Source organism: Shewanella indica (genome assembly GCF_033842865.1).
Lineage (GTDB): Bacteria > Pseudomonadota > Gammaproteobacteria > Enterobacterales > Shewanellaceae > Shewanella > Shewanella indica.
The window spans coordinates 1,805,898-1,829,835 of record NZ_JAWXXR010000001.1; the positions used below are offsets into that span (position 1 = coordinate 1,805,898).

Below are 23,938 nucleotides of genomic sequence, written 5' to 3' on the forward strand. Positions count from 1 at the left end.
TTTGGGATCCGGCCCTGTATCCATTACAGGGGCTTAATGTTCAGTTTTAAATCGGCCTGCGGCATGTTCAAGGTCACTTCCGCATGCCAGATGTCGGGGCTGGAGTAACTTATCCGCATCAGCTCGCGATTGTCATTGTTCAGCAATACCCGGCACAGGACGGCGGCGCAATCTTCCAGTTTCACCCTGGCGCCATCCAGATAAGCGTTCAGCTTTTCCTCCGGCCAATAGATGAGTTGCAGCAAGGCCAGCAGATATTCTGCTTTAAACTCATTGCCGAGCAGTACACTCTGCTCGCTGGTCAGTGTATGTCCATCGTAGATCAAGGTAAACAGTGCTTGGCCCAGAGGTGCCAGCCCCACCACAGTCATCTGCTGCGGCTGCAGTTCCAGTTGGCTGATAAGCTCATGGCTCTGCTCCCCTCGTTGCAGGCGCACCTGCTGGCTGAGACTGAGCGTTTGCTCCAAAGTTTGAGTTTGAACCGAGTCACTGCCCTGGGGCTCATCTGGTTGCTTTGCGTCTTTGGCAGCCTTGGTATCAGAGGTTTGTCCCTTGGGCGCGGCCTGGTTCAGCGGCAGCGGCGCCAGACAATAACTGACATCCTTTGCCAGGGCAACGCAGGTTTGGCGATACAATAGCTGGCTGCAGCCACTCAGGCCAACCAGCACAGTGGCAAGCAGCAGCAAGCGGGTAACAGCGGCTGTCATAAGGCTTCCTCGACAGCGTCGCGGCAGAGGTTCACCACCAGATCCAATCTGCGCCGGGATTCACTGACAAAGGGGTTGTTGCTGTCCCAGGCGTAGCCCGCCAGGATAGAGCAGATCATCTGTTTTATTTTCGGGTTGGCGTCTTCAAAGAAGATCACCTCCTGGAATCTGCCGTCATACCAGGCTTCCACATAGGTGCGGAAGGTGTTGACCCCCAGCATCAAGGGCTCGGCATAATCCTGCTGCCAGTCTACCGCTTCCCCCTTGAGCTGGCGTACCAGACAGTTGCAGGCCAGACTGGCCGAGTGCATGGCTATGGTCACCCCGGAGGAGAATACCGGGTCGAGAAACTCACCGGCATTGCCCAGCAGGGCAAACTTGTCGCTGGCCAGGGTGCTGACATTGGCCGAATAGCCCTTCAAGGTGGCGCAGTCGCGGATCACTCTGGCGTCTTTAAGCAGCGCCTCCAGCCCTGGCTCTTCATTGACTATGGTGCGCAATTGCTGCTCCAGGCTGCCTTCGAGTCTTGCCAGCAGGTGCGGTTCGGCCACCACCCCCAGCGAACAGGTGCCGTTACTGAAGGGGATCAACCAATACCAGATATCCTTGTTGCGCGGATGCACGCTGATAAGGATCTTGTTGCGGTCAAACTCCGGGTCGCTGATATTGTCCTCAATATGGGTAAAGATGGCCGAGCGGGCCGGCAGGCTGGAGGGGCATTCCAGCTGCAGCAATCTTGGCAGTACCCGGCCAAAGCCACTGGCATCCAGCAGATATTTGGCCTGCACTGAATAGACTCGTCCATTTTCGTCTGCCACTGTCAGCCGTGGCTCTGCGCTGAGATCCACCGCGGTGACCGTCTGGCCATAACGTATCTCTACCCCTTGGGTACTGGCGGTATCGGCCAGCAGTTTGTCGAACTGGCCTCGGGGAACCTGAAAGGTGGTGCCGGGGCCCGGGGTAAACTTGTCACTGAAATCAAAGGTGGTGTAGCGGCCGTTGCGCCGAAAGGCGGCGCCGTTTTTAAACTGAAACCCGGCCTCGGCCACGGCTTCTGTCATCCCAGCCTGCTCCAGCACTGTCATGCAGCAGGGCAACAGGCTCTCTCCGATGGAAAAGCGTGGAAATTGGGCCCGCTCCAGCACCAGGGCATCTACTCCTTGTTGTTTCAGCAGACTGGCCGCGACCGAGCCGGATGGCCCGGCACCGATAATTACCACATCGACTTGTTCCACGGCATTGGCAGTGTTCACTTTGCATTCCTTGTAAGAGTTGAGGTTAGGGGAGCGAGTAACAGGGTAAAACCTATGCCCAGCGCCAGGGTTATACCAAAGGCGGCAATGGCATAGGTGTCACTCAAAGCCAGCAGGCCAAAGGCCAGCAGGGTGGAGGCGGCAGACATCAGCACCGCCAACATCACGCCTCTGGGATGCTGTTTGGCTTCGGCAAAAAACAGGCTGTAGTCCACGCCTATGCCGAACACCAACACCAGTGCCAGGGCATGAAACAGGGTCAAGCCGCTGCCGAGCCAGCCAAGGGCGCCCAGAGTCAGAATTGCCGCCAGAGTCGGCACCAGCGCCACCCAAAGGCCGCGGCGCAAACCAAAGCGCCAGCTGAAAATCACCGCCGCCAACAGCAGTGCCAGCGCCAGCATCAGCAGGGTCAACTGACGGTATTTGGCCATCAGCGCCGAGATATCGGCGACCTTGTCGACCAACTGTACGCCCGGGTTGCTGCTTGCCAACTGCTTGAGGGCGTCGAGATCGTGGATGCCACCGAGCAGCACTATGGCGGCGTGAGCCGTTATTCCGTCAGTGGGGGCGAGGTAGAGGTCACTCAGCCCTGAGGATTTAGCCCCTTCACTGGCGAGCCAGTCTGTGGCCGAGAGCGGCTGGAATTCGGCCCATTGCCTCGAGAGCGGCCCGGCCAGCTCGGCATTCAGCCCCAGGGTGTCCAAAACTGTATCTGTCTGGCGATAGATAAGCCCCTGCAGCTGATGATCTTGCTGCTGGCGTTTGATGCTCGGCAAGTAGCGGGCGATATTGACGCTGTTGCCGAGTTTGCCTTTCGCAATCAAACGCTTGAGCCCGGGCGCCAGCTGTTCGAGACGCTGCAGCATCTCCTCGGCGCTGTCACCCCGAACCAGCAGGAACTGATTGTCCGTGCCGCCACTCAGCAGTTGCCTGAGGGCATTTTCCGGCTCGCTGACCGCTGGTGGGCTGCTCTGCAGCGCCCGGATATCATCGTTGGTCTTGAGGTCAATGCCGCCAAACAGCAGCAGTAACCCCAATGGCACTAGGATTAACAGACTGCTGCGCCGACCGAGAATTTGCCAGAGATTCAGCAAGCGGCCAGCCAGCGCCAGGCGGCTGTCTCCGGCAAGCAAGGGGCTGGCGGCTATAGCCGGATACGCCAGCAGCAGTGTCAGCCAGGTGAAAATCAGCCCGCTGGCACAGAACACGGCCACCTGTTGCATGCCGGGGAAAGGCGCCAAGCCTATGCCCAGGTAGGCGCCGATACTGGTGATCAAGGCCAGGGTCACGGCCGGGAATATCAGGCCAATAACCTGCCTGGGAGAAGCCTTGGGATGTTGCAAGCGCTCGCAGTAGAAGTGAAAGCTGTAGTCGATGGCGATTCCGATAAGGCTGGTGCCGAACACCAGGGTCAGCAGATGCAGTTCGCCAAACAGTGTCAGGGTCGTGACTGTCGCCGCCAGAAATCCACTGCCCAGGGTGAGCAGTGCCACCGTCAGCGGCATCAAGGAGCGAAACGCCAGCAGCACCAGCAGGATCACTCCAAGCAGGGAGACTAATCCGATACGGTTGATCTCGCTCTTGGCCGATTCTGTGGCGGCCGCGGCATGAAACAGGGCGCCGGCCTTGAGCACTCGAATATCTTGCGGCAGAGGCGCCAAGGCCTGCTCCAGCGCCTTGAGCTGGGTTGCCTGTTGCTGCGGGTTAAAGGCGCTGCCTATGCCCTCGGCCATCACTATGGCTGCATACTGGCCTTGCGGCGTTGGTGCCAACATTATGCCATCTGCCTGGATGAGACTGCGGCCCTCGGCCAGCGACTTGAGCCAGTCGGGGAACAGCAACAGCGGATCTTCGGCAATCAGGTCGCTGCCGGCGGCGCCAAAGGCGCTATAGAGCTGTTGCTGCGCGTTTTGAATCAGAGTGGTTAATTCACCGCTAGCGAGTTGCTGCCTCTGGCTGTCACTGAGCAGCCCCATGCGATAGGGGAAATAGAAACGCCCCAGGGCGCTGAAGCTGTCGGCCTCGGCGCTGCGCACTCTCTTAAAGGCGTTTTGCTCCTTTTTCAGCGCATTTTGCAGCTGTTTGCCGGCGTTGATCGCCTGAGGCTTATCATTGGCAATCAGGCCGATATACAGCTGATTGCCCAGTTTCTGCTCCATGCGTTTCAGCGCCGCTTCGGCGAGCGGATCTTCCTGCACCTTGGGCAGCATGGCGAGAATGTCGCTCTGAATACGGCCGCCCTGTTGCCACTGCCAGACGCCAAGCAGAATGAGCAGTGTCAGCAGCCCCAGCCACAACAGCAGGCCAACCGGCGCCGAGAGCCTGGGACGAGTGGGTTCAGGGGGAGGCGACATCAGGGGGTCACCTCGGGAAAGAAGCGAGCGCGCTCGCTGTCATTGAGTGGTGATTTGTCCAGTTCAGAGAAGAATATCTGGCTGATATCGCCGTTCTTGGCCAGCAGGGTCAGAGATTCGAGATCCTGACTGCCTTCGAGCACCATTTGCGGCAGCAGAGCTGCCATTGTCTGCTCCTTGGCCTTGAGTCCCAGTTGCCAATGACCCGTTTGGTCATTGAGCAGATAGAGTTCAAACCCCTGGCTCAATACCTGAATATCACCGGAGAGCAGGGATTGCATCATGCGCGGCAGCATTTCAGCCACGGCCGCCGGGCCGGCATCGGCCTTGGTGACACTGAGTTTGCCCTGGCTGTCCTGCTGGATAAGCTCGCCCTGTTTCAGCAGCAAGAGGTTGCCAAAGGGAGTCTGCTGTTGCCAGAGCATGCCCAGCTCTCGTTGAAACAGAAATTCGCCGCTGCTGCGAAGTGGCTGTTTCAGCACCCTGAGCCAGCGCACCTGCTCAAACTGGCCTCGGCTGCTGTCGCTGAGGGCCATCTTAGTGCTTAACTGTTGCAGAGCCTGCTCTGTGGCCGCCTTGGCAAAGAGTTTATCGAATGCTTGCGCCTCCGGCCTGACTCTTCCCTTGGCTTCGGCGGCCAACACTGCCACCGGCTCTGTCTGAGTGTTATCAGCCGCCACTTTTCCCAATGCCATAGTGGTTGGCGCCACTTCTCCCAATACCATAGTGGCTGGCGCCACTTCCCCTAAAGCCATGTTGCTGCAAGCGGCGCCAAACCAAACCAGTCCCAGCAGCCCAAGCAGTAAGGCGGGCTGCCGAGTGAGCCGAAAGCCGCAGGCTGAAGGGTTCATGACTTGGCCTCGGCGGCCGCGATAAAGGGCGCCAGGCGCTCACGGAACACCGGCGGAGTCACCAAGCACAGTTCCTGGGTCTGCATATCCACTGCGGCCTGTATGGTGTAGCCCTTGGTGAGGCGCTCACCAAGGGCGGCGTCGCAAATCTGGTAGTTGATCTTCAGCCGATTTTCCCACTCAACCAGGGCGGCACTCACCCGGATCTTCTGCTCGAAACGGCTGGGTTTGACGTATTTCAGCTGCAGATCCACTATCGGCCAGGCGTAACCCGACTCCTGCATCCGCCGGTAACCGTAGTCGAACCTGTCCAGCAGCTTGCAGCGGGCTATTTCAAAATAACGCAGATAGTTGCCGTGCCAGGTAATGCCCATGGAATCGACATCGTGGAAGGGGATCTCCAGCTCTATTTCAGTGCTGAGGATGGCTTTCATCGGCACACCTCCCACTCCCCGGCTTGGATCTTGGCCAGGGTTTGCCGCAACAAGGCTTCCAGCGGCCTGTCTTCAATCAAGAGTTCAAAGTCGGCTTCCAGCTGCGCCAGGGTGGTAGCTACTGACTCGGTCAGCGACTCACGTTCCAGTTCACCGGCGAGCAGGCGCAGGCGGATCCCCTGACTCATGGCCAGCAGTGCGGCAGCGGCCACCTGCTCGGTCAGTTCCAATACCCGCAGGGCGTCACGGGCGGCAATGGTGCCCATGCTGACTTTGTCCTGGTTGTGGCACTCGGTAGAACGCGAGAACACGCTGGCGGGCATAGTGTGTTTCAGCGCCTCGGCGGTCCAGGCCGAGCAACCTATCTGCACTGCCTTGAAACCGTGGTTGATGGGGCTGCGCTCGCCCTGGCTGGCCGACAGGTTGGCAGGCAGGCCGTTGTTGAATTTGGGATCCATCACCAGAGCCATCTGCCTGTCCAGCAGATCCGCCAAATTGGCCACCGCATTCTTGAGGCTGTCCATGGCAAAGGCGATATGGCCGCCATAGAAGTGGCCGCCGTGGAGAATATGTTCCCCCTCGCCGTCCACTATCGGGTTGTCGTTGGCACTGTTGAGTTCGGTCTCGATAAACTGGCGCATAAAGGGTAGGGCATCGGCCAAGACCCCGATAATGTGCGGCGCGCAGCGAATCGAATATCTGTCCTGCAGTCGGTCAGAGTTGCGTGGGTGTTCGTGGTGGTTGAGGTCTTCACGGATCCAGGCCGCGACCTGGTTCTGCCCCGGGTGCGGCTTGGCGGCAAACAGTATCTCGTCGAAATGGTTGGAGTTGCCCTTGAGTGTCAGCGAGGCCATAGCTGTAATGCGGGCGCACAGGCGGCTCAGGTACTCGGCCCTGTCATAGGCCAGACAAGCCAGCGCCGTCATCACGGCGGTGCCGTTCATCAGTGCCAGGCCCTCTTTGGGCCTGAGCTTGAGGGCGCTGATCCCAAGTTCGGCATAGACCTCGCTGGTGGCGCGGCGCTGTCCTTGATAGAAGACCTCCCGCTCGCCAACCAGTACGGCGGCCAGATATGACAGTGGCGTGAGATCGCCGCTGGCACCCACAGAGCCTTCCTCCGGGATCACCGGCACTATGTTGAGGTTCAGCAGCAGGGCTATGCGCTCCAGCAGCTCATAGCTGACACCGGACTTACCCACGGCCAGTGAGTTGAGGCGGCAGGCCATCACGGCTCTGGCCTGGGGGATCTCCAGCACCTTGCCCATGCCGCAGCCATGAAAGCGCGACAGATGCAGCGGCAACTCGTGTACCAGATCCGGGCCGACATTGACGGTACAGGAATCGCCATAGCCTGTGGTGACCCCATAGACCACGCCTTCTTCATGGAGCAGGCTGTCGATAAAGTGGGCGCCGCGCTGGATATAGTCACGGTACTCTGCACTGGCGTTGAGGGTTACCGGCGCCCCTTTGGCGATGGCAACCACCTGCTCCAGTGTCAGTGATGTTTGGCCGAAGCCGACCGTCTTGGTGGCCTTAACTGTTGCGCTCATGAATTGTCCTTGGGGCGGTCAGCAACTTGGTCCTGCCGCCAAAAATCGAAAAAGTTAAACCACTGCAGTGGTGCCTTGCGGGCAAAATGTTCCAGTCGCTGGGCATAGAGGCCTGCTGCCTGTTGCAGCCGCTGCTGCCGCTCGGATCTCGGGCCTTTGAGGCTCTGCTCGAAGGGCTCGAGCCAGACCTTATAGCCCTGCTGCTCCCGCAGGCAAAACATGGTGTAGATGGGGCAGTCCAGCAGACCGGCCAGAATAAAGGGGCCCTGGGGGAAGGGCGCCATCTCGCCGAGGAACGGCACTTTCACCGTGCGACCCGGGCTATGGCTGGAGGTGCGATCGGCGGCTATCACCACCAATTCACCGGCCTCGACCTTGCTTTGCAGCAACATGGAGGTGGCCGGGTTGAGTTCGGTGACCTGAAGTAAGTTGAGTTCACTGTCCGGGTTCAGCTGCTTGAGCACCCGGTTGAAGTTTTCGGCATTGCGGGTCATCACCATCACATTGACCTTCACCTTGCGCTGGTGAATGGAGATGGCGCGGCACAGCTCGATATTGCCAAGGTGAGACACCAGTAACACGGCTCCCTGGCCACTTTGTAACTGCTCGGCCAACTGCTGACGGTCGCTGAACTCCACCTGTTGCAAACGAATGCGATCGCACCAGGCATCGATGCGATCCAGTGCGGCATTGCCGAAGGCGAAGAAGTGGCGCAGGCTGTCGCGCCAAGTCACCGGCTGACCGAGACTCGGGTGCTGTGGCTCCAGTGCCTGAACCCGCTTTAAAAACGCTTGTGATGCCTCGCGGGCCTGTCGCCCCGTGATAAAGAAATAACAGATCACCGGGTACATGATCGCCCGTGCCAGCCAGTGGCCGCCGAAACGATAGCTCTCGGCCAGCAGCTTGATACCCCAGTAGCTGCCCCGCTCCTTGATGTTGGACCAATGAGCGCCTTGGGGGTTGTCTTGTGCCGCTTGGGTTGGCCCCAGTTTCTGCCCCTTGAGCTTGCGCCACAGCATGGAGAAAAACAGCCTGGTGTGCAGCTTGCTGATCCGCACATTGTCGGCCAGCCCCTGAAAATGGCTGCTGCCGTCTTCCGGGTAGATCACCTTGGTGGGGATATGCTCTATGGCAACACCGCGCCAGTAGAGACGCACCATGACTTCGATATCAAAGTCCATCCGCTCGCCGAGGGCTTCGCTGCTAAGCAGGGCCTCGGTGGCCGCCAGTGGATAGACTCGAAAGCCGCACATGGAATCGCGGATATCCAGGCTCAGGGTCTCGACCCAGACCCAAAAATGGGTCAGGTAACGGCCGTAGAGCCGACCCTTGGGCACGGAATCATCATATTGCGGCAGGCCGGAGATCAGCGCCTTGGGGTTGAGCTGCGCCCTGGCGATTAGCGCCGGAATATCTTCCAGATTATGTTGGCCGTCGGCGTCCACCTGTAGGCCGTGGGAAAAACCCGCGGCCCAGGCGGCGCGCAGGCCTGTCATCACGGCGGCGCCCTTGCCGCGGTTATAAGGGTGATGCAGCAGGCTGACCCAGTCGCTGTGTTGTTCGGCCAACTGTTGCAACAGATATCGGGTCTCATCGTCGCTGCCGTCGTTGATCAAAAAGCAGGGCAGCCCCAGCGGTTTGAGGGCTTCCAGCGTCGCAGCGATATGGCCCCTGTGGTTGTAATTGGGGATGATCAGCGCCAGCTTCATTGCTTGGCCTCTGTCTTGAAGGCGATACGACCCGAGCCGAACTTCTGTTCGCCGTCGCTGTAGCTGAAGCTCAGTTTACCCTTGGCGGGGTTATTGCTGATGCTGAGGGTGACTTGCATATTCGGCAACAGCAGTTGCTGAAACTTGAGCACCTCGAGTACCGCGACTTCGGCATCATAGCCGAATGCCTGGCTGCCGAGACGCACGGCCCAGTCCAGTTGAGTCACGCCGGGCAATACCGGCTGGCCGGGAAAGTGGCCGGTAAACATAGGCAGCTCGGCCGGAATGCTCAGGCGCCAACTGGCTTCATTGTCCTGATGCCGGTGTTGAACAATGGGCGGAAGAACAGACTTAATCATGATCAAACAGCTCAAGAATATCGTTTTTGAGCAACTTGCCCTGGGCATTGAGCGGCAGCTGCTGTGGATAGCGCCAGCGCCTTGGCAGAGTCACACGTTCAAATTGGCTCAGCAGATGGGCCTTGAGGGCGTTGTTGATGCTGAGTTTGCCCTCGGCTTCGAGCTGTGCCTTACCGGCGGCGGAAAGCTCTACCGCCGCGCCCAGTTGCACTCTGGGGTTTTCCAGCAGCACCAGATGCGATTGGGTCACCCAGGGATGGGCGTTGAGCAAGGTTTCCATCTGCACCAGAGACAAGCGCTTTTCCTCTATCTTGACGATGCGGTCCAAGCGGCCTTCGAGGCAGAACTGGCCTTCGCCCAGCAGCCGAACCTTGTCTTCACAGCGGTATTGGCCGTCGTCTTCGAGATAGGGGGAGCGCAGCAGCAAAGCGCCGTCGCTGTCATTGCTCAGCTCCATGGGGGTAAAGGCCTGCCAGGGGGTATCGCTGCTCTGTTGGCGCCGATAACCTATGCCGCCGGTTTCCGTGCTGCCGTAGACCTCGATTGGCAGGCTACCGTAGCAGCGCTTGACCCCTTGGGCGGCTTCCAGGCTCAGGGGCCCGCCGGAGCTGAAGATCAGGCTGGGAGTGTGCAGCTGGCGTTCATGCTCCAGCGCATCCGGCAGCCTCGACAGCTGCGCCGGGCTGCTGATCAGGCACAGGTTGGGAAACAGGGCGGTGTAATAACTCAGGGTTTCCGGGTATTCCACCAGATCGCTGAGGAAGGGGCGACTGGCCGCCAGTGGCCAGAGAATCTTAAACAGCAAGCCATAGATATGCTGGTGGCTGACGGTGGCAATCACACTGCACTGTGGCAGGTGAGCGGCGAAGGTCTGCTCCAGCACACTGACTTCGGCATCCAGTTGCTGCAGGCGCTTGCGAACCGCCTTGGGTTGGCCGCTGGAGCCTGAGGTGAACAGCAGCAGTTCGCCGAACTCATCCCCCTCGGCCATCTGCGGCCAGGGCGAGTGGGGCAGTGACAGCTCTTTTTTCAGCTCGAGCCAGATCTTGCCCTCACACAGGGGGCGGTCTGACACTATGGCATCAAACTCCTGGGTCAGTTCGCTCAGAGTCCCCGGCTGAGTGTTGGCCGGCAGTATGATCTGCTTGCCCGACAACAGGGCGGCACAGAGGCCAACGGCGAACAGATCGCTGCTGTCGCAGGCCAGTAACCAACGCTTTTCCGACCGGGCTTGCAGGCGCTGATGCAGATGATAGACCTGGGTGGCGAACAGTGAACCCGTGACTATGTCATGGTGGTTAAAACTGATCAGTTGTTGCCCTGCTGGGCCTTGGGTAAGCCAGGTTTTCAATAACTCTGTCATAACTGTCCCTTTATGATCGCTTCAGACAAAAGTGGCGATAGAGCCATTCTCCGCCACCGAGCAGCCCCATCAGCAGATAGGCTATCAGGCCGTTGTACAGGGTCCAGGTCTCCAGGCTGGTAAACAGCGCCGTATAAGCCGCCATGCCGCCGTTGAAGACAAACAGACCACACCAGAGTTGTGTGACCCTTACCAGGTAGGGCCTGGCTTCCTCGGGCAGATCCGGCTCGGCCAACCTGGCCAGACGTTCCACCATGCTGGGACCCTTAAGCAGCGAAGAGGTAAACAGCACCAGCATGCAGGCATTGACCAGCATAGGGTAGTACAGCAGCCAGTCCTGACGCTTGGCGAGCAGGCTGCCGAGCGCCAGCAGTAACCCCAGAACGACCGGAGCGGCCAGCGCCTTGAGCTTTTGCTTCCCCAGCAGCAACCTGGCACCGAGCAAGGCCGCCAGCAAGAGTGCCAGGCCATTGCCCGGCAGATAGTTCAGCCCCAGATATACCGCCAGGGGATATCCCAGCAGCAACAGGGCCGTGACTGTCTGAGCCAGGGCACGCATCAGTCTTTAACCAGTCCCTCGATGGCGTTAACCACGTCGTTGACCGTCCGTACCGACTTGAATTCATCGGGCTGGATCTTTTTGCCGGTCAGCTGTTGCAGTTTGATCACCAGATCCACCGCATCAATGCTGTCCAGATCCAGCTCTTCATAGAGGGAAGCCTCAGGGGTTATCGTCTCGGCATCCACTTCAAACTCATCGACCAGGATCTTGCTCAGCATTTCCAATATCTGTTCACGGCTTTGCATGAGCACCTCCTACGCGCGCTGGGATTCGATAAACGCGGCAAGGCTGGCCACACTGTAAAAGTGAGCCTTGGTTGCCTCTGAGTTGGCTTCGATCTTGACGTCGAACTGCTTCTTGATCGCCAAGCCCAGCTCAAGTGCATCGATGGAATCCAGTCCCAACCCCTCACCGAATAGCGGTGCTTCGGTATCTATATCGTCGATACTGATATCCTCAAGATCGAGGCAATCTATGATTAGCTGTTTAATTTCGTTATGTAAGCTCATAATTTATATCTAATTGTTGTTTGTAATAGGTTTCCAGATCTCTGGTGAGTTGGCGTGCCATCCGGGCATCGCCACCGCTTTCGGCATCATACCTCAGATGCGCTATGCTTGCCCCGGTTTCCACTTGCATCTGTATGGTGCGTCTCGGGATTTCATACCAGGGATCCTGTTTGGTGAGCCCGGGATGAACCACCCTGAGTACCACTGGCAGAATATCGGCCCCGGCGCGCAGGGCGATATTGGCCGAACCGCGGGCAAAGGGATTGATCACTGCGCCTTTTACCGTGCGTGTGCCCTCGGGAAAGATGATCAGATTGGTGCCTCTGGCCAACACTTCACGGCAGTCCTGTAGCAGCAGATCGGCGCCGCGATTGGGAATATAGCCGGCGGCGGAGACGACTCCGCGCAAAAAAGGGTTACGCCACAGTCCCTGTTTTACTATGCAGCCGGCATTGGGCATCAGGCTGATTAACACCACCACATCTATGAGGGTGGGGTGATTGGCAATCACCACCATGCCCTTGGCCTGCTGTAATCGCTGCAGATTTACCGTGCTGACCCTGACCACGCCGGCCCAGGTCAGCATATGCACAAAGCCACGGAACATGTAGTGCACCGCTTTTTGTACTCTTTGAATGCGCACATCGCGCTCGCCGGGCCAGAATCTCAGCACAGGTAAAATGGTCAAGGAGCTCAGCAGGCCGCCGAGGCCGAAGGCGATATAACAGCTGATACCCGCAAGCCAACGGGGAAAATAGCCGATGCCGGTCGCCGGGGTTGTCATAGTGGCTCCCGGGAAGGTTCCAGCTGCCAATGCCACTGGGCCAGCTGCCCCTGAATTGCCGTGCCGTTTGCCAGTGCCTGCAGCAGGGCGCCGAAGCCCAGCGACTGCCCGGCGCCGGTCTGCTGGCTCAGGGTAACTCGGGCTATGCCGGTAACATCGGCCGGGGCCAGTTGCAGAGACAAGGCCAGCGGCAGTTCCATCTCTTGGGTAAATTCATCATAGACGGGCGGCACAGGATCATCGCCGAACACCAATAGCAGAGGGCTGGGGTCCTCGGCCAACTGGGCCCAGGCTTCCAACATGGCTTGGGAGAGGGTATCTGTGCCCGCCGCCACTGAAGTGGAAGCGCCAGTATTACCCGTGACTATGCCAAACAGACCGCTGGCGGTGTTGTGAACCGATTGGCTGAAACCCATGGGAGAGAGTGGCTGCCTGGCAATAATATCCTGCAGCAGTTCTATGGTGCGATTGAGTTCGCCATGGCGCGAGGCAAATACGCTGCGGCATTGGCTGGGAGCTTCGGCCTGGAAAGCGGCTTCCAGCATCATCTTGCTCAGGCGGCTGAAACGGCGCCGCTGCATGGCGGCAACCTGAGGTAACTTGGGGGCGAGGCGATCGCTGTCATCAAGGGCGCAGTTGCTGCTCTGCCACTGTTGCCAATCTTGCTGCTGTTGATACTCCGGAGACCAGGCTCCCCAGGAGAGAATACTGAACGCTAGTTGCACTGCTTTGCCTCTGACACAGATCTTTGTTGCTATCCCTTACGGGTCGTGAGGGAGTGAATCTGTCGGGTCGGAATGCGACCGCCGTACCGATTGCCTTTCCCCTCTGAAACACCGGTACAAAGGGCTGTATTCTACACTGAAAGTACGGGTTTTAAGAAGGGGTTTAGGTTACAGCTAAAGATCAGTTACAACTTTTCACTAACAAGGGAATCGCCCGGCGACTGCCGGGTGATTCAAATGCTGCTCAGTTGTTCAACTGGCTTTGCAGTCGCCGCAGTGCCGTTTTGATTTTGCGAGTGTTGTCGGGCCCCATACGTACCAGCATTTTCTGCGCGTTGGGCAGGGCTTCCAGCTTGGGATCGACAAACTTGTAGTTCACACTGATGGCATACAGCTCGATAGGATCTTCTATTACAGGGGTAGCCAACAGCACCTTGATGGCTTGTTGCATCCGCTCATCGAATTTGAGGTTGGGATAACCCAGCTCATCGAATGCCTGCTCCAGCAGCGGCGACAATTGACGATAGGTGTTGAGCAGCTGCTCGTCGTTGAGCCCGGTGAGGAAGTCAGCGTAAAGGTCGTATCTGTGGTAGCTATCCGGATCCAGATAAGTCTTGTTGGCAATTTCAGATACAGTGAAGGTGTCGCTCGGGCCTTTCATCGGACTGGTTTTACGAGCCAGTTCACCTTGGGCCAGATTATCGACAAACACCACGAACTGGCGTACCAGATCTTGTTCAACCAGCAGTGGCTCTATCTTCATACCATCGGCCATGGCCACGGCCTTTTCATGAACATACTCATCACTTTCGGCCAGTGAAGGCAGGGGTTGTTCCGGCTCGACTTCGGGCTGAACCACTTCAGGTTCAGGCTCGGGCATGGTTTCAGGTTCAGGCACCTGAACCTGGGTTGGCAGCGGTTCGCTGGGCGCGGGTTCAGGGAGTTCAACCTGGGTGGGTTCTGCTGTTTGCTGCGGCTCTTGTTCGCCGCTGAAATAGTAGTAGGCTCCTCCTGCAATCAGCAATACCAACACTAGCAGGATGATAACAATGCCACTGTTGCCAGAGGACTTTTCCTGCGGCGCGATTCTATCTTCTTGATTGACTTGCATTGGATTTCCTTTCATTGATACCTGTGAGGCAGCGCTTCTCCCATTCTGCAAATATTGGCCATCTTGTCCAGCTTTCGGCCATTTAGCAGCAAGATTTATTTGTGAAATATTGCCAGTAGAGCAGATCCTGTGGTGGCTGACTTGAACCCCGGCTGAACTCTCGGCAATTTTGTGACGTTTTTAGCGCACTAGGCCTGAACATATTGCTGCCGGTCGCCCAGCCAGCGCTGAATGATGGCATCGACATTCTCCGGTGCCTGGCTCATCACATGACGGGCCAGTTTCTGGATGTGGGGAATAAGCGCCTGATCCCTGACCAAATCGGCCACTTTCATATCGGCTATACCTGTCTGGCGGGTGCCCAGCACCTCACCCGGGCCGCGGATCTCCAGATCTTTTTGGGCAATCACAAAGCCGTCGTTGCTCTGACGCAATACCCCAAGCCGTTTGGTAGCCGTGTGTGACAGCGGTGCCTTGTACAGCAGGACGCAGTGGCTGGCCACGGCGCCGCGACCGACCCGGCCGCGCAACTGGTGCAACTGCGCCAGCCCCAGCCGTTCCGGGTTCTCGATGATCATCAGACTGGCGTTGGGCACATCGACCCCCACTTCAATGACAGTGGTGGCCACCAACAACTTGAGCTCGCCGCGTTTGAAGCTGTCCATGACTTGTTGTTTTTCGGCGCTCTTCATACGGCCATGTACCAGGCCTATGCTCAGCTCCGGCAGGGCGGCACGCAGTTCTTCACAGGTGTCTTCGGCTGCCTGGCATTCGAGCACTTCGGATTCCTCGATAAGGGTGCAGACCCAGTAGGCCTGGCGACCGTCATTGAGCGCCGCCTGACGTACCCTGTCGATTACCTCCTGACGCCGACTGTCACTGATGGCCACTGTGGTGACCGGGGTACGCCCCGGCGGCAACTCGTCAATGATGGAGGTATCCAAATCCGCATAGGCTGTCATCGCCAGGGTGCGAGGAATAGGGGTCGCCGTCATGATCAACTGGTGGGGATGAAAACCCTGGCTGATGCCTTTCTCTCTCAGCCCCAGGCGCTGATGCACGCCGAATCTGTGTTGCTCATCTATGATGATCAACGCCAGCTTGTGAAACTGTACCTGCTCTTGAAAGATGGCGTGGGTGCCTATCACCATGTGGGCACTGCCGGAGGCGATATCCTCCAGCGACTGGGCTCTGGCTTTGCCTTTGAGCTTACCCGCCAGCCAACCGACCTTGAGCCCCAATGGCTCCAGCCATTGGCTGAAATTAATCGCATGTTGCTCGGCCAACAGCTCAGTGGGCGCCATCATGGCCACCTGATAACCGTTTTCTATCGCCTGCAGCGCCGCCATGGCGGCCACCAGGGTCTTGCCCGAGCCGACATCGCCCTGAACCAGGCGCATCATGGGTTGTGGCTTTTCAATATCACGGCCGATATCTGCCACCACTCGCTGCTGCGCCCCCGTAGGTTTAAAGGGTAAGGCGGCGAGGAAGGGATTGAGCAAAGCGCCGGTGGCGGGCAAAGGCACAGCTTTGTCATGATTGCTTCGCTCTCTGAGCTTGAGCATAGACAGGTTATGCGCCAGCAGTTCTTCCTGTACCAGGCGTTGCTGCGCCGGGTGTTGCCCCTGTTCCAAGCGATAGATATCGACATCTGCCGGGGGCCTATGCAGGGTGCGCACCGCCTGGGCCAGACTTTGCTGATTGGGGCGCAGCGCCTCGGGCAGCAACTCTTGCAGTCCATCGTCCTGCAACAGGCTTAGAGCCTGCTCGGTCAATTTCATCCAACTGGCCTGCTTGAGCCCTTCAGTGGTGGGATAGATGGGCGTCAGGGTGTCGTTGAGGTTGGGCGGTTCGTCGCCCTTGAGTATCTTGTAATCCGGATGAATGATCTCGGCCTGGTGGTTACCTCGGCGCACTTCGCCATAGGCTCTAATGGTTAGCCCTTGTTGCATGGCATTGCGCTGGGCGGCAGAGAAATTGAAGAACCTCAGGGTCATGGTGCCGCTGTCATCACGGACATTGCAGATCAACATGCGCTTGCGGCCATTGATGATCTGGCTGGATTGGATTTCGGCTTCTATGGTGCCGTAGCTGCCGGGTGTGAGGCTGGCTATGGGGTAGATGCGGGTTCTGTCTTCATAGCGCAGCGGCAGGTGGAACAGCAGATCCTGTACCGTGTTGATTCCGAGCTTGTGCAGTTTCTCAGCCATTTTAGCGGCTACGCCTTTAAGCTCGGTGATAGCAATAAGATCCAGTCTCTGCAAACCTTTAGCACCGGATTACTGTGAATTTATACATATACTATCAGAGAAATAGCCCTTGGCAATGCGTTGCTTTTATCGGCCGGGTAAAGTGTGGTGCAATGGCGGCAGGGCTTCTGCCTGGGTGGGCGGGTGTATGGCAAAAGCCCTGATATATTTGTGACGGATTAATCTGTCAGTGCCACCAGTTCAACAGGGTGACCAAGGGCTTTATCAGTAGCTGAACGCTGCCTATTACAAACAGCCAGGCGCCGATAAGGGTGTGAACGTCAGTGAGAAAAAAGAAGCTGCCCAGTAGAAAACAGAGCGCGACTATTAGGTCGCTTAGGGTATTGAACAAGGCGTGTTTGGGAAGAGGGGTGGCGGGGGCTTTGATATCTTGCTCGGCAAAATATCGCTGCTTACTGTCGATCATGGTTCCTTCTTGGTAGTTATGATTTGCCGCGATACCTTAACGCTGCTACCTTCCGAGTGCAAATCTAATTCCCTAATTATTTGTTTTAATGAGAATAAATATATCTACATAACCATAAGATTAAGTTAACAACTTGCATCTTGGATTCGGCAGGCTTGGCAAAAGAGTAGCGTAACTTAACGGCCCAGGCCTGAACCCTGGCTAACGGTTATTTCACCGTTAAAGCCTATCAGTTCGGCGAGTGTTTGTGCGTAGGCTCTGGCTTTGTCTGTGGCCTGCTTTTGAGGTTTGAACAGGCCAAAACCGAGTCGCTCACGCTCAGAAAAACAGAGTACCACGCTGACACTTATGAGCTCTTCGTCAGTCAGGTGTTCAAGCATGTGACTTCTGGATCTTTCGTTATAGGTATTGCGTTGCACCTTTATGCGGCAGAGTTGACTGAGAGGCTTGCTTTTCCCGCCCCGGAAGACGCAGCCTTGTTGCAGATCCAAAGTTACGGGTTTGAGCTGGCGGTAGAGGTTCAGGCCCATGATGATACCGCTGAGCCCCAGCACTATGGCTATGATGGCAGCCGTAAACCAAGTGTCCTGTCTGGCGGGGTCCAAGACGAGTACTCCCAGTATTCCGGCAAGCATCAATAATAGTCCCCAAAGCGCGTATTTCAGTTGCGTTTGCCTGCTGCGCCAGATGAGTTTCAACTTGCCCGGCTCAGCCTCGAGCTCTGTCATCAGCATATGCTGCTGATATTGGCAGAGCCTGGCCTGTTGTGGGTTTTTGGTCATAAAATGGTCGCCATGAAATCAGTAGTTTGTCGTAAAACTCAGTGCTCAAGCCAGTAGGCTCGAGTGAGCCGCTATCAGTTGCCAGCCGCTTGCCCTGTGCAGCCAAACCCGGGTAAAGCGAAAACGGCCGTTGGTCGGTGCTTTGGCATAGCTGCCTTGAATATTCACCTCCGCCGACACTATCGCAGTCCCCTGATGCAGTCGTATCTCTTCGGTTAGAGTGTCTATCCGAGTGATATTGAGCAGGCCTGAGCAGTGGGCATGCAGATCCTCTGCTTTGCCGAGCACTTGCCCCAGGTGATTGGTGAATATCAGCTGAGGCGACAACAGTCTATCCAGCAAATTGATATCCGAATTCAACATGGCGCTACGCAGTTGGCTTTCCAGTTGTTGAATCTCTGAGATGTGATTCATGGTTATTCCCAAGCCCTGATGAGTGACGGCAAAGAGGCAAGAAGGTTAAAAAATACTGACTTTGGCACACTTGCTGCAGTACCAGGAGTTCTGCCATTGGTTCAGTGCCGCGCGGTATTGCTGCATTGACTTTCGCCCTCCCAAGTAGTTTTTCCATAGCCAATCGGCGCTCAGGATCAGAGTAAAACTGGAGGCAAAAAAGCACAGCACTCCAAGCCAAAAACTGCTCCAGTTGCTGCCAGCCTGAAACCCCAGGTAGCCGCCCAATAGTAGCCCGGGGAAAGCCGCCAGAAATAGCACCAAGGGCTGAGGGTCAGATGGCGGCGAGCAGCGCTTGGCCAGTTTGGTTTGCAGTTGGGCGCTACCCTTGAGTTTTTGTTTTCCATGCACAGAAAAGGGCTGGTTGTTCCACACGGGTTTGGCCGAGGCGCTGACTGAAACTTCTGTTGTGTCTTCGGCATGAATGGCTTTGAAGTGTTTGATATTGTCTGAGCCGCAATGTCTGCAATGCATTGATTGTTCTCCTTAACTTGGATTAACCGGATCCCTGATGTTGCTCGTTCAAACAACTGCCTTTGAGTAACAAGTCTGAGCTGAACGCCGAGTCATGGTAAAGCTTTTAGCCTCTGGGTTGAACCCTGAGATGCCACGCTTGCGGTATATTTAAGTGAACCCGCATTAATGGATATAACAGTGAAATTTATCGGGCGTGTTGACCCTAAAAAAGCCAAGTCATTTTAGGGCTGGACAGCGCTTTACTTCCGATATTCGTAGAGCGGAACCGGTTTTTACCTGTTTTGGTAAGCCGACCTTGGTTTCTTAAACCCCTGCGATTGAGGCTCTGGGGCTCAGGATACAGGTCTCTGCGTAAGGTAAGGGAGTTATGTTTGTTTGAGCGCCTTTATCACCAGTGTCTTACTGATTTTTCCAAAGAGAAAAACATCCAACAACCGAGTAACTTACTCTCCGAAAAACTAACCTCAAGTTGTGAGCCCCTGCATAGTTAAATTGATTAACCTGAGTAGAATCCGCGCGCCAATAACATATGCGTAAACTCTATTTGGGGAGATATTGATGAAGTTGAGTAAAGTCGGTCTTGGGGTCACTGTGTTGATCTGCTCGCAACTGGCGGGTTGTATGGGGCAGATGGGGCTTTCAGGCATGTTGACCAAAGGCAATTTGAGTGCGGTGGATAACCGTTACGGCCGCGCCGGTTTGTACCTGTTGCTGGCGCCCGTCTATGGCATTACTGCCGCCGCCGATCTGTTTATTTTCAACAGTATTGAGTTTTGGACCGGCAAGAACCCTATTACCGGCAAGTCACCGGCCTTGGTAGATATGCCGGCCGATGCAGTGTTCAAGATCAATCATAAACTGGACAAGGATCTGACCACTGCCCCGGTAAAACTGAGCCGTGCCAGCATGTCAGCCATAGATGACAATACTTTGGCGATGACGCTGAGCTATGAAGATGGCACCGAGCAGGTAATGCTGGGGCGCAAGCAGGGGGAGATGGTGGACTTCTACCTGGATCAGCAATTCATTGCCAGTGTCAGCATAGCTGAAATGGAGAGTTATGTAGCGGCTCGCTCCTGAGCGCTTTTGGGCTGTTTTGGCCCTTAACTTGATGATATCCCGGGTTTTGATTATTCATTTTTGGTGTCAAAACCCGGGATTTTTTATGCTACTGCGGCTTGGCAATAAAGCTCTTCAGAAGCATTCAATTGTCAGTGGCGTACTCAGATTCAGGCGCTGGCGTGGGTGACCAGATAGCCCATATAGCCGCAGTAACCCAGCAATAATATGGCGCCTTCGCGGCGACCGATACGAAATCCGCTCCAGGCAAAGGGCAACACCAACAGTGCCAGGGTTAGCATCACGCTGAAGTCCAGGCTGCTGAAGCCGGCAGAGCTGATGGGGTGCACCAGGGCCGTGACCCCGAGGATCCCCAGCAGGTTAAACAGGTTGGAGCCAACCACATTACCTATGGCGATATCGCTCTGGCCCTTGAGTGCGGCCAAAATCGAGGTCACTAATTCCGGCATGCTGGTGCCTATGGCAATAATGGTCAGGCCGATCACTACTTCGCTGATACCGAAGGTACGGGCCAACTCGACTGCGCCATCGACAAACAGTATGCCGCCGCCCACCAACATGCCGATACCGGCGATGATAAACAGCAGCGACAGTAGAGGGTTCTTGGGGCCTTCAATAGGTTCATCGGTATCTTCGCCCTTGCTGCTGAAATAGCTGAGCAGCAGATAGCCTACCAGTAAGCTGGTCAGCACGGCGCCGTCAATCAGGCTCAGTTCACCGTCGAGTACCAGCAGCCACATCAGAATAGAGGCGCCTATCATCAGTGGAATGTCGCGTCTGACCATCTGTGTCTGAACGCCTATCGGGCGGATCAGTGCGGTCAGGGCCAGGATCAGACCGATATTGGCGATATTGGAGCCCACCACGTTACCCAGAGCAATGCCCGGGCTACCGGCCAGTGCTGACTTAACGCTCACTGCCAGTTCGGGAGCACTGGTACCGAAGGCGACGATCGTCAGGCCGATCACCAGAGGGGCGATTCCCAGACGCAGGGCGATGACGCTGGCGCCGCGAACCAAGGCTTCGGCTCCCAGAGTCAAAATTAAGAAGCCGCCGAGAATAGAGAGTGCAATCAACATTGAAAACCGCTTTTCCTGTCAGTAAGGTGCCATACATACCGGCACCGATGAATGTATTTGGGCTGCCAGCATAAGGTTTTTCCCCCCGAAGGCAACCCCTTTTTGACAGAATATGTCATAAAAATCCCGGCCGGAGCCGGGATAATCAGATAAATCAGGATAAGGGCTTTAGATTTCGTCTTCCCAGACGACCTTGGCGCCGCGGACGCCTTCCATCCGACTGGCGTATCTGCTCTCCAACACATGGCGCTTGATTTTCAGCGTTGGGGTCAGCACATCGTTTTCTATGGTCCAGGGCTCCTTAACCACCAAAACAGCTTCCACGGTTTCATGGGACTCCAGGTTGGGGTTAACCGCATCCACAGTGGCCTTGAGCGAGGCGCGTACCTCTTCTCTGGCTTGCAACGCCGCCCCTTCAGAGAGTTGCACCAAAGCCACTGGGTGGGGTAGTCCCAGGCCGATGACGCAGATAAGCTCCACATGGGGATCCTGCGCCATCTTACGTTCAATCGGCACTGGCGCCACATACTTGCCCTTGGCGGTCTTGAAGTTATCCTTGACCCGGCCTGTGATGCTGACGCAACCGTCGGCATCTATGGCGCAGAGGTCGCCGGTGAGGAAAAAGCCCTCTTCATCGAAGGCGGCGGCTGTGGCTTCCGGCGCCTTGTAGTATTCACGCATCAATCCCGGGCTCTTCACCAGCAGTTCGCCATTGGCCGCCTGCTTGACTTCGCAGCCGATCACCGGCTTGCCGACAGTGCCTATCTTACTGGCATCGAAGGGGAAGTTGATAATTGAGTAGGCGCAGTTTTCCGTCATGCCCCAGGCTTCGCAGATATCCAACCCTATGTTGTGATACCACTCCACCAGTGACGGAGGTATGGGCGCCGAACCTGAACCGAGCAAACGACACTTATCCAGCCCCAGGCCCTTATGGATCTTGCGTTTGACCAGATGGCTGATGAGGGGGATCTTCAGTAGCAGATTGAGCCTGGCGTAGCCGACCTTATCGATAATGTTCTTTTGGAACAGGGTCCACAGCCGAGGTACCGAGAAGAATACGGTTGGCCGCATTCGCTGCACATCGGCAACAAAACTGTCGAGGCTTTCGACAAAGGCAACGCAAGAGCCGGAATAGAAGGAGGAACCCTCTATCGCCACCCGCTCTGTGATATGAGCCAGCGGCAGGTAGGACAGCAGTCTGTCTTTACCATCTGTCTTGAGATCGCGCACCACGGCATTACAGGTCCAGCCGTAACTGCCGAAGGTTTGGATGGCGCCCTTGGGCTTGCCGGTGGAACCTGAGGTGTAGATCAGCGTCATTACCTGCTCGGCCTCGGGATAAGGGGCATCCACCAGAGGTGTACCGAGATTCAACAGTTGCTGCCAGTGATATTGAGCCGGCATGGTGTCATAAGGCATCGCCAGGCGCAGAATATCACCGCCGACACCGGCTTCCTGATCGGCCCAGTGATCCAGTTTACCCAGTATGATGGCCTTACAGCCACTGTGTTCCAGCACGTAGCGTATGGTATCGGCATTGGCCGTGGGGTAGATGGGCACACTGATATAGCCGCCGTGCATCAGCGCTAGATCGGTAATGAACCACTCGGCGCAGTTTTTTGACAGCACGGCTATCTTGTCGCCGGGTTGCAGCCCCAAGTGACGCAGGCCGCCGCAGAGTTGTTGCACCTTGGCCTGTACCTGACGCCAGGTCAGATCCTGATATTGGCCGTTGATTGGCTGCCTGAGATAGATCTCATCGCCTTGAGTCTCTACCCAGTGGTCGAGCATTTCCACCGGGCTCTTGAATGATGCTTCCATGGGGTGTCCCCTTTACTGTTCTTGTTATCTGCGTAGCTGCAGCTTCCCCCACGGCGGCTGCAACGATCTGATTATCTGTTAGTTTCGCTATGCAGTGGCCAAACCAGTATGGCGACAATTGTGATCTGGTGCAATATTTAATCGGTTGTTTGAAATGCTTCACAGTTCCTGGATGGGTTCACGCATCCGTTGCCACCAGTCGGCAGCGGCGACTATCTGGCCCTGCGCGTCTATGGTCGGGTAGGGAATGCCTTTGCGCCGACAGGCTTTGGCATAAATGGGATGGCCTTGCTCAAACAACATGGTCTGGCAATAGTCATTGTCCAGCTTGCGACTGCCATAGAGGCCGGCCTCTTGCCGCTGACGCTGCGCCTCATACAGCAGCAGCGCCGACGCCACCGAGACATTGAGGGATTGCACCATGCCGACCATGGGGATCACTACCTGCTCGTCGGCGGCGGCCAGGGCTTCGGCGCTGATGCCATCACGTTCATTACCGACAATAAAGGCGGTGGGGCGGCGGTAATCCAGCTCCCGAAAGTCGCGGGCCTGAGGGCCGAAATGGGTGGCGACCAGCTGCATTCCGCGCGCCTTGCAAGCCTTGACTGCCGAGGCAAAGTCATAGTGTTTAATGGTTTTTACCCACTGCTGGCTGCCGGAGGCGGTATTGCCGGACAGGCGCATATCGGCATCGGGCCAGACCGCATGAATTTCGTGGATACCCACAGCATCGGCACTGCGCAGCGCGGCGGAAATATTGTTGCTCTTGTGGACTCTGTCCAGGATCAGGCTCAGATCCGGCTGGCGCATGTCCAGCATTTGGTTGATGCGAGCGAAGCGTTCGGGGCTCATTGGCGGGGGATCCTATATGAAAAAGGGCGCCGTAGCGCCCTGTATTGGGGAGGGAACTCAGAGTTCCATCACACCGTCCATCTCGACCAGAGAACCCTTTGGCAGCTCTTTCACGCCGATGGCGGCTCGGGCCGGGTAAGGCTGGTTGAAGTAACGGCTCATGATTTCGTTGACCGTGGCAAAGTTGCCCAGATCCAGCATATAGATATTCAGCTTGACGATATCGGCCATGGAACCGCCGGCAGCTTCACAGACGGCCTTGAGGTTGTCGAATACCCGTACAACCTGGGTTTCAAAGTCGTCACCGGCCAGTGCCATGGTGGCTGGGTCCAGCGGGATCTGCCCGGACAGGTAGACAGTGCTGCCCACTTTGACTGCCTGGGAGTAGGTGCCGATAGCGGCGGGAGCCTTGTCTGTTGCTATGATGATCTTCTCTGCCATAAC

25 protein-coding genes are annotated in these 23,938 nt (G+C 56.7%); 1 reads left to right on the plus strand and 24 read right to left on the minus strand.

The genetic code is table 11. The features are described 5' to 3' along the window. Positions 1–23: 23 nt before the first annotated feature. The 20 genes from SIL79_RS08385 to SIL79_RS08480 all read right to left on the minus strand — a co-directional run bounded on the left by SIL79_RS08385 (position 24) and on the right by SIL79_RS08480 (position 18,656). A complete protein-coding gene (locus SIL79_RS08385; RefSeq protein ID WP_319619129.1) occupies positions 24–707 on the minus strand; it encodes a DUF3261 domain-containing protein in 684 nt (227 codons plus the stop codon). Further along, on the minus strand, positions 704–1,960 hold the full coding sequence (locus SIL79_RS08390) for an NAD(P)/FAD-dependent oxidoreductase (protein WP_233962863.1): 1,257 nt from the start codon (positions 1,958–1,960) through the stop codon (positions 704–706). Before SIL79_RS08390 ends, SIL79_RS08385 begins: the two co-directional genes overlap by 4 nt. Then, the gene (locus SIL79_RS08395; protein ID WP_319619130.1) at positions 1,957–4,314 is read right to left on the minus strand and encodes an MMPL family transporter; all 2,358 of its coding nucleotides are present in this window, start codon (positions 4,312–4,314) and stop codon (positions 1,957–1,959) included. Before SIL79_RS08395 ends, SIL79_RS08390 begins: the two co-directional genes overlap by 4 nt. Continuing rightward, positions 4,314–5,165 carry a LolA family protein gene (locus SIL79_RS08400; RefSeq protein ID WP_319619132.1) on the minus strand — a complete coding sequence of 284 codons (852 nt, stop codon included), beginning with the start codon at positions 5,163–5,165 and terminating at the stop codon, positions 4,314–4,316. The genes SIL79_RS08395 and SIL79_RS08400 overlap by 1 nt, the downstream gene beginning before the upstream one ends. Continuing rightward, positions 5,162–5,599 (minus strand): acyl-CoA thioesterase, encoded by a 438-nt coding sequence (locus tag SIL79_RS08405; protein ID WP_039034678.1) that lies wholly within the window; start codon positions 5,597–5,599, stop codon positions 5,162–5,164. Before SIL79_RS08405 ends, SIL79_RS08400 begins: the two co-directional genes overlap by 4 nt. Next, positions 5,596–7,149 carry an HAL/PAL/TAL family ammonia-lyase gene (locus SIL79_RS08410; protein WP_144361434.1) on the minus strand — a complete coding sequence of 518 codons (1,554 nt, stop codon included), beginning with the start codon at positions 7,147–7,149 and terminating at the stop codon, positions 5,596–5,598. The genes SIL79_RS08405 and SIL79_RS08410 overlap by 4 nt, the downstream gene beginning before the upstream one ends. Beyond that, positions 7,146–8,858: a glycosyltransferase family 2 protein gene (locus tag SIL79_RS08415; RefSeq protein WP_319619133.1), complete on the minus strand. Its 1,713-nt coding sequence runs from the start codon at positions 8,856–8,858 to the stop codon at positions 7,146–7,148. The genes SIL79_RS08410 and SIL79_RS08415 overlap by 4 nt, the downstream gene beginning before the upstream one ends. Then, positions 8,855–9,217 (minus strand): ApeI family dehydratase, encoded by a 363-nt coding sequence (locus tag SIL79_RS08420; protein ID WP_144361432.1) that lies wholly within the window; start codon positions 9,215–9,217, stop codon positions 8,855–8,857. Before SIL79_RS08420 ends, SIL79_RS08415 begins: the two co-directional genes overlap by 4 nt. Continuing rightward, positions 9,210–10,580 (minus strand): AMP-binding protein, encoded by a 1,371-nt coding sequence (locus SIL79_RS08425; protein ID WP_319619134.1) that lies wholly within the window; start codon positions 10,578–10,580, stop codon positions 9,210–9,212. The genes SIL79_RS08420 and SIL79_RS08425 overlap by 8 nt, the downstream gene beginning before the upstream one ends. Before the next feature lie 10 nt (positions 10,581–10,590). Continuing rightward, a complete protein-coding gene (locus tag SIL79_RS08430; protein WP_221049985.1) occupies positions 10,591–11,139 on the minus strand; it encodes a COG4648 family protein in 549 nt (182 codons plus the stop codon). Continuing rightward, a complete protein-coding gene (locus tag SIL79_RS08435; RefSeq protein WP_039034673.1) occupies positions 11,139–11,387 on the minus strand; it encodes an acyl carrier protein in 249 nt (82 codons plus the stop codon). The genes SIL79_RS08430 and SIL79_RS08435 overlap by 1 nt, the downstream gene beginning before the upstream one ends. 9 nt (positions 11,388–11,396) lie before the next feature. After that, positions 11,397–11,651 carry a phosphopantetheine-binding protein gene (locus SIL79_RS08440; RefSeq protein WP_025010130.1) on the minus strand — a complete coding sequence of 85 codons (255 nt, stop codon included), beginning with the start codon at positions 11,649–11,651 and terminating at the stop codon, positions 11,397–11,399. Then, positions 11,638–12,435 (minus strand): lysophospholipid acyltransferase family protein, encoded by a 798-nt coding sequence (locus SIL79_RS08445; RefSeq protein WP_319619135.1) that lies wholly within the window; start codon positions 12,433–12,435, stop codon positions 11,638–11,640. Before SIL79_RS08445 ends, SIL79_RS08440 begins: the two co-directional genes overlap by 14 nt. Then, a complete protein-coding gene (locus tag SIL79_RS08450) occupies positions 12,432–13,160 on the minus strand; it encodes a beta-ketoacyl synthase chain length factor (protein ID WP_319619136.1) in 729 nt (242 codons plus the stop codon). Before SIL79_RS08450 ends, SIL79_RS08445 begins: the two co-directional genes overlap by 4 nt. 244 nt (positions 13,161–13,404) lie before the next feature. After that, positions 13,405–14,271 carry a DUF3014 domain-containing protein gene (locus SIL79_RS08455; RefSeq protein ID WP_039034670.1) on the minus strand — a complete coding sequence of 289 codons (867 nt, stop codon included), beginning with the start codon at positions 14,269–14,271 and terminating at the stop codon, positions 13,405–13,407. A 188-nt stretch (positions 14,272–14,459) separates the two neighbouring features. Further along, on the minus strand, positions 14,460–16,535 hold the full coding sequence (gene recG / locus SIL79_RS08460) for an ATP-dependent DNA helicase RecG (protein WP_039034669.1): 2,076 nt from the start codon (positions 16,533–16,535) through the stop codon (positions 14,460–14,462). 172 nt (positions 16,536–16,707) lie between these two features. Then, complete coding sequence (locus SIL79_RS08465; protein ID WP_039034668.1) at positions 16,708–16,947, minus strand: YrhK family protein; 240 nt, start codon at positions 16,945–16,947, stop codon at positions 16,708–16,710. Between the two features lie 176 nt (positions 16,948–17,123). Continuing rightward, the gene (locus tag SIL79_RS08470; RefSeq protein ID WP_319619137.1) at positions 17,124–17,729 is read right to left on the minus strand and encodes a hypothetical protein; all 606 of its coding nucleotides are present in this window, start codon (positions 17,727–17,729) and stop codon (positions 17,124–17,126) included. A gap of 45 nt (positions 17,730–17,774) precedes the next feature. Beyond that, a complete protein-coding gene (locus SIL79_RS08475; protein ID WP_319619138.1) occupies positions 17,775–18,143 on the minus strand; it encodes a nuclear transport factor 2 family protein in 369 nt (122 codons plus the stop codon). Between the two features lie 45 nt (positions 18,144–18,188). Further along, entirely contained in the window at positions 18,189–18,656 is a 468-nt protein-coding gene (locus tag SIL79_RS08480) for a hypothetical protein (RefSeq protein ID WP_319619139.1), read from the minus strand. Between the two features lie 561 nt (positions 18,657–19,217). Here SIL79_RS08480 and SIL79_RS08485 point away from each other — a divergent pair. Continuing rightward, positions 19,218–19,739: a DUF3332 domain-containing protein gene (locus tag SIL79_RS08485; RefSeq protein WP_039034665.1), complete on the plus strand. Its 522-nt coding sequence runs from the start codon at positions 19,218–19,220 to the stop codon at positions 19,737–19,739. Positions 19,740–19,888: 149 nt separating this feature from the next. Here the strand turns inward: SIL79_RS08485 and SIL79_RS08490 are convergent, their stop codons facing one another. The 4 genes from SIL79_RS08490 to SIL79_RS08505 all read right to left on the minus strand — a co-directional run bounded on the left by SIL79_RS08490 (position 19,889) and on the right by SIL79_RS08505 (position 23,935). Further along, positions 19,889–20,818, minus strand: a complete 930-nt coding sequence (locus tag SIL79_RS08490; protein ID WP_039034664.1) for a calcium/sodium antiporter — start codon at positions 20,816–20,818, stop codon at positions 19,889–19,891. 168 nt (positions 20,819–20,986) lie between these two features. Then, positions 20,987–22,642, minus strand: coding sequence for an AMP-binding protein (locus SIL79_RS08495; RefSeq protein WP_319619140.1), 1,656 nt, complete (start codon positions 22,640–22,642; stop codon positions 20,987–20,989). A gap of 159 nt (positions 22,643–22,801) precedes the next feature. Further along, positions 22,802–23,494: a tRNA (guanosine(18)-2'-O)-methyltransferase TrmH gene (gene trmH, locus SIL79_RS08500; protein ID WP_039034662.1), complete on the minus strand. Its 693-nt coding sequence runs from the start codon at positions 23,492–23,494 to the stop codon at positions 22,802–22,804. A 57-nt stretch (positions 23,495–23,551) separates the two neighbouring features. Then, the gene (locus tag SIL79_RS08505) at positions 23,552–23,935 is read right to left on the minus strand and encodes a RidA family protein (RefSeq protein ID WP_025888534.1); all 384 of its coding nucleotides are present in this window, start codon (positions 23,933–23,935) and stop codon (positions 23,552–23,554) included. Between the last annotated feature and the right edge of the window lie 3 nt (positions 23,936–23,938).

Excerpts from the sequence above, each read along its gene's own strand:
- SIL79_RS08435 (WP_039034673.1), bottom strand. The coding sequence starts at position 11,387 with ATGCAAAGCCGTGAACAGATATTGGAAATGCTGAGCAAGATCCTGGTC.
- SIL79_RS08395 (WP_319619130.1), bottom strand. The coding sequence starts at position 4,314 with ATGTCGCCTCCCCCTGAACCCACTCGTCCCAGGCTCTCGGCGCCGGTT.
- SIL79_RS08440 (WP_025010130.1), bottom strand. The coding sequence starts at position 11,651 with ATGAGCTTACATAACGAAATTAAACAGCTAATCATAGATTGCCTCGAT.
- SIL79_RS08470 (WP_319619137.1), bottom strand. The coding sequence starts at position 17,729 with ATGACCAAAAACCCACAACAGGCCAGGCTCTGCCAATATCAGCAGCAT.
- SIL79_RS08485 (WP_039034665.1), top strand. The coding sequence starts at position 19,218 with ATGAAGTTGAGTAAAGTCGGTCTTGGGGTCACTGTGTTGATCTGCTCG.
- SIL79_RS08495 (WP_319619140.1), bottom strand. The coding sequence starts at position 22,642 with ATGGAAGCATCATTCAAGAGCCCGGTGGAAATGCTCGACCACTGGGTA.
- SIL79_RS08410 (WP_144361434.1), bottom strand. The coding sequence starts at position 7,149 with ATGAGCGCAACAGTTAAGGCCACCAAGACGGTCGGCTTCGGCCAAACA.
- SIL79_RS08400 (WP_319619132.1), bottom strand. The coding sequence starts at position 5,165 with ATGAACCCTTCAGCCTGCGGCTTTCGGCTCACTCGGCAGCCCGCCTTA.
- SIL79_RS08505 (WP_025888534.1), bottom strand. The coding sequence starts at position 23,935 with ATGGCAGAGAAGATCATCATAGCAACAGACAAGGCTCCCGCCGCTATC.
- SIL79_RS08420 (WP_144361432.1), bottom strand. The coding sequence starts at position 9,217 with ATGATTAAGTCTGTTCTTCCGCCCATTGTTCAACACCGGCATCAGGAC.
- SIL79_RS08445 (WP_319619135.1), bottom strand. The coding sequence starts at position 12,435 with ATGACAACCCCGGCGACCGGCATCGGCTATTTTCCCCGTTGGCTTGCG.
- SIL79_RS08475 (WP_319619138.1), bottom strand. The coding sequence starts at position 18,143 with ATGAATCACATCTCAGAGATTCAACAACTGGAAAGCCAACTGCGTAGC.
- SIL79_RS08425 (WP_319619134.1), bottom strand. The coding sequence starts at position 10,580 with ATGACAGAGTTATTGAAAACCTGGCTTACCCAAGGCCCAGCAGGGCAA.
- SIL79_RS08415 (WP_319619133.1), bottom strand. The coding sequence starts at position 8,858 with ATGAAGCTGGCGCTGATCATCCCCAATTACAACCACAGGGGCCATATC.
- SIL79_RS08405 (WP_039034678.1), bottom strand. The coding sequence starts at position 5,599 with ATGAAAGCCATCCTCAGCACTGAAATAGAGCTGGAGATCCCCTTCCAC.
- SIL79_RS08480 (WP_319619139.1), bottom strand. The coding sequence starts at position 18,656 with ATGCATTGCAGACATTGCGGCTCAGACAATATCAAACACTTCAAAGCC.
- trmH (WP_039034662.1), bottom strand. The coding sequence starts at position 23,494 with ATGAGCCCCGAACGCTTCGCTCGCATCAACCAAATGCTGGACATGCGC.
- SIL79_RS08490 (WP_039034664.1), bottom strand. The coding sequence starts at position 20,818 with ATGTTGATTGCACTCTCTATTCTCGGCGGCTTCTTAATTTTGACTCTG.
- SIL79_RS08430 (WP_221049985.1), bottom strand. The coding sequence starts at position 11,139 with ATGCGTGCCCTGGCTCAGACAGTCACGGCCCTGTTGCTGCTGGGATAT.
- SIL79_RS08465 (WP_039034668.1), bottom strand. The coding sequence starts at position 16,947 with ATGATCGACAGTAAGCAGCGATATTTTGCCGAGCAAGATATCAAAGCC.
- SIL79_RS08455 (WP_039034670.1), bottom strand. The coding sequence starts at position 14,271 with ATGCAAGTCAATCAAGAAGATAGAATCGCGCCGCAGGAAAAGTCCTCT.
- SIL79_RS08385 (WP_319619129.1), bottom strand. The coding sequence starts at position 707 with ATGACAGCCGCTGTTACCCGCTTGCTGCTGCTTGCCACTGTGCTGGTT.